The sequence below is a fragment of the Streptomyces sp. SYSU D01066-1 genome, from assembly GCF_054956795.1.
The window spans coordinates 174,465-181,370 of sequence record NZ_JBUDHV010000007.1; the positions used below are offsets into that span (position 1 = coordinate 174,465).

The 6,906-nt window shown below is 73.2% G+C and carries 7 protein-coding genes and 1 tRNA gene; 4 read left to right on the forward strand and 4 right to left on the reverse strand.

Annotated features, from left to right (window positions below; all coding sequences use genetic code 11):
* The first annotated feature begins 242 nt into the window (after nt 1-242).
* Entirely contained in the window at nt 243-1,646 is a 1,404-nt protein-coding gene (locus ACY1JF_RS09870; protein WP_462704625.1) for a hypothetical protein, read from the forward strand.
* 30 nt (nt 1,647-1,676) lie between these two features.
* Here ACY1JF_RS09870 and ACY1JF_RS09875 read toward each other — a convergent pair whose 3' ends face one another.
* Together ACY1JF_RS09875 and ACY1JF_RS09880 are read right to left on the reverse strand one after the other, a co-directional pair.
* Nucleotides 1,677-3,098 (reverse strand): serine/threonine-protein kinase, encoded by a 1,422-nt coding sequence (locus ACY1JF_RS09875; protein WP_462704626.1) that lies wholly within the window; start codon nt 3,096-3,098, stop codon nt 1,677-1,679.
* 100 nt (nt 3,099-3,198) lie between these two features.
* The gene (locus tag ACY1JF_RS09880) at nt 3,199-3,747 is read right to left on the reverse strand and encodes a helix-turn-helix domain-containing protein (protein ID WP_462704627.1); all 549 of its coding nucleotides are present in this window, start codon (nt 3,745-3,747) and stop codon (nt 3,199-3,201) included.
* A 183-nt stretch (nt 3,748-3,930) separates the two neighbouring features.
* On the opposite strand from ACY1JF_RS09880, the gene ACY1JF_RS09885 reads away from it, so the two are divergent.
* Nucleotides 3,931-4,003: transfer RNA gene (locus tag ACY1JF_RS09885), tRNA-Ala, on the forward strand.
* Nucleotides 4,004-4,546: 543 nt separating this feature from the next.
* Here the strand turns inward: ACY1JF_RS09885 and ACY1JF_RS09890 are convergent.
* Entirely contained in the window at nt 4,547-4,993 is a 447-nt protein-coding gene (locus ACY1JF_RS09890) for a hypothetical protein (RefSeq protein WP_462704628.1), read from the reverse strand.
* Nucleotides 4,990-5,328, reverse strand: coding sequence for a hypothetical protein (locus tag ACY1JF_RS09895; protein ID WP_462704630.1), 339 nt, complete (start codon nt 5,326-5,328; stop codon nt 4,990-4,992). Before ACY1JF_RS09895 ends, ACY1JF_RS09890 begins: the two co-directional genes overlap by 4 nt.
* Nucleotides 5,329-5,488: 160 nt before the next feature.
* Between ACY1JF_RS09895 and ACY1JF_RS09900 the strand changes: the two genes are divergently transcribed.
* Together ACY1JF_RS09900 and ACY1JF_RS09905 are read left to right on the forward strand one after the other, a co-directional pair.
* Nucleotides 5,489-5,788 (forward strand): GntR family transcriptional regulator, encoded by a 300-nt coding sequence (locus ACY1JF_RS09900; RefSeq protein ID WP_462704631.1) that lies wholly within the window; start codon nt 5,489-5,491, stop codon nt 5,786-5,788.
* A gap of 240 nt (nt 5,789-6,028) precedes the next feature.
* Nucleotides 6,029-6,805: an isoprenyl transferase gene (locus tag ACY1JF_RS09905; RefSeq protein ID WP_462704633.1), complete on the forward strand. Its 777-nt coding sequence runs from the start codon at nt 6,029-6,031 to the stop codon at nt 6,803-6,805.
* Nucleotides 6,806-6,906: the final 101 nt, after the last annotated feature.

The window sequence follows — 6,906 nt, forward strand, 5'->3', positions numbered from 1 at the left end:
CGGGGTCTGGGCCCTGAGGTCTGGGACCCGGGACCGGACCGATCCGCGGAACCGGCGGATGGCGGGCGGGGCGGCGGGGCAGGATGGGCCACGGTCGAATCGAATCGAGTCGAGTCGAGTCGAGTCGGGCGGGGTCGAGGCGGGGCGGGACGGGTGCGGTTCCGTCCGGTCGGGGTCCGGTCCATGGCGGTCCATGCCGGTCCGTGCCGGTTCCGTTCGGTGACGTGTGAGGGGTGGCGGCGATGAGGTGGCTGCATACGTCGGGGCCGAGGGCCGGGGGCGGGCGTGTACCGGCGCTCCGGCGCCGGGCCACCGGGACCGCTGTGACCGTCGGGACCGCCGTGGCAGCTGTGACCGCCGCGCTCTGTGTGACGGCCGCCGCACCGGGCGGAACGGCCCTGGCGGCCGGTCACTCCGCGGCCGGCGCCGCCGACGCGGCCTCCGGTGACGCCTCCGGCGGTTACGCCTTCGCGGAGGACGCCCGGCGTGTCGACGCGGCCGACGGTACGGCCGGCGCGGTGCGCCTGGAGCCGGGCGTCACCTACCGGAGCTCCCTGGCGCGCGACGCCAGGGCCCACTACGCCCTCGAACTCGACGCCGCCTCGGACGCCTACGTCTCCGTCACCGCCGTACCCCGCCCCGGCGAGGAGGTCGTCGCCGTCGACGGCGTCCGCGTCTCCGTACAGGACGCCGACGGCGGCTCCTGCTCCCTGGACAGCGCCACCTTCGGCGCCGCCCGCAGCCCGCGCCCCGTCACCGCGTGGGGAGCGCGCGAGATCACCCGCACCGGGACCCGGTGCCAGGACCCCGGCCGTTACTACGTGGTCGTCGAACGCGTCCGGCCGCAGGACTCCCCGCCCGACGCCTGGGACCTGGAGCTGACCACCGTCTCCGAGCCGGCCGTGAAGGGGACGGCGGCCACGGACGCCCCGGAGGCCTGGGACTCGGCCTCGCCCGCCCCCCTCACCGGCGCACCCGAGGACCGCCCGGGCGGCGCCGGTTTCACCGACGCCGCGGCCATCGGCCAGGGCGCCTGGCGTGCCGGCGTCGAGCCCGGTCAGACCCTCTACTACCAGGTGCCCCTCGACTGGGGCCGGCAGCTGTACGCCACCGCCGAACTCGACGGCGCCGACGGCCGTTCCGGGTACGCCACCGGAGCCCTGTCGGTGTCCCTCTACAACCCCGTCCGCGGCCAGGTCGACAGCGCCGGCACCGGCTACACCGGACGCCGGGCCACGGTCGGCCTGGGGCCCGTGCCGCCGGTGGCGTACGGCAACCGGTACGCCGTCGCCGAGCAGCAGAGCGCGATGCGGTTCGCCGGGTCGTACTACCTGGTCGTCCATCTCGCGGAACAGGTCGCCGACCGCTTCGGCGACGGGCCGTTCGGGCTCGTCCTGCGCCTGCGGCTGACGGGGGCGGCGCGGACCGGGCCGGAGTACGCGGGGGAGCCGGTGCCGGGCGGTGTCTTCGAGGCGACGGAACCCTTGCGGGCGGCGGCGTCCGGGGGCGGGGCCGGGAGCGAGACCGCGGACGGTGGCGGGGACCCGGCGATGAGGGCGGTCGCGTTCGGCGGGATCGGCACCGGGAGCGCGCTGTTGGCCGGGCTCGGGGTGTGGACGGTCGTGGCGCGGCGCAGGGGGGCGTAGCGGGGTCCGGGCGCCGGGGGCGGCGGGGTTTCAGATACGGGTCAGGGCCCAGAACCCCACGGCGTAGCAGACCAGCGCGAGGAACAGCAACGGGATGGCCACCGCCGCCGGGGGGCCGGGACGGCGGCGCCGGGGGGCGCGGTGCTGGGCGACGGGCGGGGCGGGGGGCCGGGCCTGGGCGCTCTGGGCGGTGTAGGCCGCGGTGGGGGGAGGCGTGTGCGGGGGCTGGGACGCGGGGGTGTGCCGCGGGTACGGGACGGCCGGGGGCGCATGAGGCGGCTGCGGCTGCGGTGGTGACTGTGGCTGGGGTTGTGACTGCGACTGCGACTGCGACTGCGACTGTGACTGTGACTGCGACTGTGGTTGCGATTGTGGTTGCGATTGTGGTTGCGGCTGTGGCTGTGGCTGCGGCTGTGACTGGCCGAGCAGGGCGACCGTGGAGTGCGGAGGCGGCAGGTGGAAGCTGCCGGTGTCCGACATGCCGGGCAGCGGGGGCGGAGCGGACGGGTCCTGTGGACCGGCGGGTGCGACGGGCGCGGAGGGCCGGACGGACGCGTCGCGGCCCGCGACCGGAACCGGACCGGCGGGGCCGAAACCGGCCGGCAGCGGCCCCACCTGGTCGAATATCTCGATCAGCTCGTCGTCGGGACCGGGCTCCGGCAGCAGTTCCACGGCCGCGGCCAGCGCCTTGCGCGCCCCCGTGGCCGTACGGAACCGGGCCTGCGGATCCGGTTGCAGCAGCGTCGACACGACCTGCCACAACGGGTCCGGGACGCTCGCGGGCGCGGGCGGTGTCCCGTGCTCGGCGAAGTACTGCACCAGCGCCTTGGTGTCCGGCTTGGCGCCCTCCAGCAGGTAGAGCGCGACCAGCCCTACGGCGAACAGGTCGGCGGCGAAGTCCGGTTCCGCGCCCATCATCGACTCGGGCGCGAGGTAACCGGGCGTCCCGACCACCAGGTCGGCCTCCGTCAGCCGGGGCTCGCCCAGGCGCATCGCGATGCCGAAGTCCCCCAGCCGCAGCCGCGGCCGGCCGGTGCCGGTGGCTTCGAGCAGGATGTTGGCGGGCTTGACGTCCCGGTGGACGACGCCCTCGGCGTGCACCGCGGCCAGCCCGGACAGCAACTGGTCGAGCAGGGTGCAGACATAACCGGGCGGCAGCGGACCGTAGTCCCCGACCACGTGGACCAGTGAGCCGCCGGTGACCAGGTCCATGGTGAACAGGACCTTGTCGTCGTCGGCCGCCCAGCTGGCGGGGGCCAGCACATGGGGATGGTCGATCCGCAGCGCCTGCTCCCGCACGAACCGCAGCAGGGAGTGGGCGTCGCGCTGCTGGAGCACCTTGGCGGCCACGTACCGTCTGCGGCGGTGGTCCCACGCGCGCCACACCGCGCCGACTCCCCCACGCCCGATCGGGTCGACCAGTTCGTACCGTCCGGCGAAGACCTCACCCATCGCCCTGCGCGCCCCTCCCCCTGTCCTTCCCGCCCCGCGTCCACGGCACCTGCGCGGACCCGGCCGCCGTACCCCCCCCGGCGGTCGGGCCCGGGCGGGGTCAGCTCTGGTGGGACTGGTAGTGCGCGACCGCGTCCGAGGTGCGGCCGGCGCCGTAGACCCGGAGGAACTCTGCCAGCTCCGGGTGGGTCGGGGCGAGGGTGTCGGCGGCTTCTATGATGTCGCCGGCGGCGGCCACCGAACGCAGCAGGGACTGGATCTCACGGACCACCCGCTTCACCGTGGGCGCACCGGAACCGCTCGTGGTCTGCGTCGTGTTGCTCAGCACCGAACCCCCCTGGGACCTCTTGATCTCGTCCATCCGCTCGGTGGCCTCGGCCGCGCTGACACTGCCGTCCGCGACCTGCCCCGCCAGGTCCTGCAGCAGCTGCACCCGCTGTACCACCGCCGGATTGCCGATCTTCGCCCGCTGACCGCTCATCAGCTGCGACAGCATCGGCGCGGACAGCCCCAGAACCCCCGCGAGACGCGCCTGGTTGAGCCCGAGATCGTCGATCAGCCTGCGGAAGAGCGCCCCCAGTGGCTCCCCGTACCAGTTCCGCTGCAGTTCCCGCGCTCTCGCGGTGGCTTCCTGCTGTGCGGCGTCCATTGCGTCTCCCCATCGCTTCCCCAGAAACCGCAGTTCGCTCCAGCGAACCACGCCGAGCATCTTACGGAGAGTGGTTGTTCACCGGGACCCCCAATCTGTTTGGGAGATAAGGGGGACCACCCGGTACTCTTGTCTGCGGCGCCCGCCGGGACGCAGTCCCCGCCGGTCGGACGCCACGGCTTCGGGGCCTTAGCTCAGTTGGTAGAGCGCTGTCTTTGCATGGCAGATGTCAGGGGTTCGACTCCCCTAGGCTCCACCCCACAAGACCCCTCCGACCCGCGGAAACGCGGTTGGAGGGGTCTTTTTGTCGCTTTTTCCGCGCTGACGTTTCAGCATGCCGGTGCTGCCGAATGCTCGCGGAGGCCCGTGCTCGCGGCCGAGTACGGCACGACGACGCTCACCGTGCCGGTCGTGGTGGTCGCGCTGCGTGATCGGCGGCGTCGAGACCGTCGTCCTGGACCACACCTGCCTGGTCGCGCTGTACGAGGGCGACGCCTTCTTCACGGGGCTGTACATCGAGGCCAGTCATCAGCGCGGCCGCGTCCTTGTGCCGCCGCTGTGCGTCCTGGCCGCGCCGACCGGCTCGAACCCGGCTGCGGGGCGTACGCGGCCGGCCTGCGGTGCGCCGAGGGAGTTTCCTTCACCACGGCTCACGCCGTGGAGGCGGTGTCCTGGCCCCGAGCCGAGCACGCCGTTGCTCACGCCGCGGCGGTGGCCTGGCAGAGGGCGACGACGGGTGAGCCTGTCACCGTGCTGTCGTTGCGCGACGAGGTCTGCCACTTCGCCCGCGTGCAAGCGCTCAACCCCTGCGAACAGGCCGGATGTCGTGCGGGGACGGGCGGGATGTCTCCGTGGTCCGGGAGTGGGGTGCCGGTGGCGCGGCGTCCGCGTCGGTGTCCGCGTCGGTGTCGGCGTCCGCGTCCGCGTCGTCGTCCGCTCCCGGCAGGCGCAGCCCCCGGGACTCGGCCACGCGCAGGGCGTCGGCCAGGCACTCGGCGAGGCGGAGTCCGGCGTAGCGGACCTCGGTGTGCGGGGCGGCCGGGTCGTCCAGGACCGGGCGGGCGAGGCCGAGGACGTCCTCGGCGGTGGCGAGCTGCATGGCCTCCATGTCGTCGGCGAGGCGGGAGAGGTAGCCGCCGTTCTCGTCCGTGGAGAGGTAGCAGGGCTTGCCGTCCGGGGAGCGCCAGGGCAGCAGACGCAGGGTGCTCGGGGACGTGGGGGCGCGGTGCGCCGGGTGCTCCGTCATGCCGCGGCCCCCTCCGGGGCGCCGACGAGGTGCCGGTCGAGGTCGATGCCGAAGTCGGCGGCGAGGACGAGGGCGAGGCGACGGCGCTGTGTGAGGGCGGCGTCCTGTTCGTGGGCGAGGAGGTAGGGGCGCACGAGGCGGGACGCGGTGCCGTCGAGGGGGGTGGACAGGCCGTAGGGGGAGCGGTGGAGGGGAAGGCGCGCGGGTGGCGCCGGGGGCGGGACGAGCGGTACGGCGGTGGGGTGCGGCCGGTGCCGGGTACGGCGGTGTCTGCCGGTGCCGGGGATGAGGAAGAGGCGCAGCCGGAGGGCGAGGCGGCGGATAAGGTCGGGCATGTCGACGCTCCTTGTCAGCGTTGGCCGTGCCCCGGGAGGTCTTGTCCACCTCGCCGGGGTCTTTCGTCGCCTGACGCTATATCCGCTATGCAGCCCTCTGCATACAAGTGCAGACAGATCCATCCGATCGTGTAGGGAACCACATCTCTACGTTGGACATATGAGCGACAGGGAAGAAGCCGAGTCCGTACTGGACCCCATGAGCGCGAGGCCGCTCTACGTCCAGCTGGCCGACGTCATCGCCCGCAAGATCAGGACAGGGGAATTGGCGCCGGACCGGCCCATCCCTTCGGAGCACCGCCTCGCCGACGAGTACGGCGTGGCACGCTTGACCGCCCGGCGAGCCGCGCAGGAGCTGCGGGAACGCGGGCTGATCGTCACTGTGCGGGGCAAGGGCTCCTTCGTGGTCGACGACCTGCCGCCCGTCGACGCCTCCGAAGGCGGCGAACCGGACGACTGAGAGGACGGCCCGCCGGGCCGCTCCGACCGGACCGGCCCCGCGCCAACTCCCCGGCTCCCGGCGGGAATTGATGATCTTGAAGAGCCCGGACGGGGCACGGTTCGGGCGAAGGGGGCCATGTCCGCTCTTGATATCGTCACTTCACAAGGCACCGGCATCCCCACCCCTGCGGGGCGGTGCCACGTGACTCATCGCCGCGCGGGCCGTCGGCCGCCGTCGGCGAGGTGGAAGGGGTAGACCATGCGGGCGAAGGTACGGGCCGCTCTCGACGCGCTCTACATGAAGCGACTCGTCAGGGAGCTGGAGGGACGCCCACGGCCTCAGCACATCGGCATCATGCTCGACGGCAACCGCCGGTGGGCCAAGATGTCGGGCATCGACGACCCGCGTGAGGGCTACCGCGCGGGCGGCGCCAAGGTGCTGGACTTCCTGCGCTGGTGCGACTCGGCCGAGATCGAGCACGTCACCCTGTACATGCTCTCCGACGACAACCTGCACCGGCCCGAGGAAGAGCTGACCCCGCTCATCGACATCATCGCCGAGGTGGTGGAGCGGCTGGCCGTTCCCGGCAACCCCTGGCCCGTCTCGGTCGTCGGCGCCCTGGACCTGCTGCCCGCCGAGTCCGCGAGCCGCCTCAAGGCCGCCACCGAGGCCACCCAGGACCGGCACGGCGGCACCAAGGTCGACGTCGCCGTGGGCTACGGCGGCCGGCGCGAGATCGTCGACGCCGTCCGTTCCGCCCTCACCGAACACAGCGCCCGGGGCGGGGACATCGACGAGTTCATCGAGTCCTTCACCATGGAGCACATCTCCAAGCACCTGTACTCCAAGGCGCGCTCCGAGTCCGACCTGATCATCCGCACCTCCGGCGAGCAGCGGCTCTCCGGATTCCTGCTCTGGCAGTCCGCGTACGCCGAGATGTACTTCTGCGAGACCTACTGGCCGGACTTCCGCGAGATCGACTTCCTGCGCGCCCTGCGCTCGTACTCCTTGCGGGAGCGCCGTTACGGACGGTGAGGGTGCGGAAGCGCGCGGTTTCACGTGAAACACCGCCGCGGGGGGGGGGGGTGCGGGTGTACCCCCCCCCCGGCGGGGTGTGGGCCCAGCGCCGGGCCGCC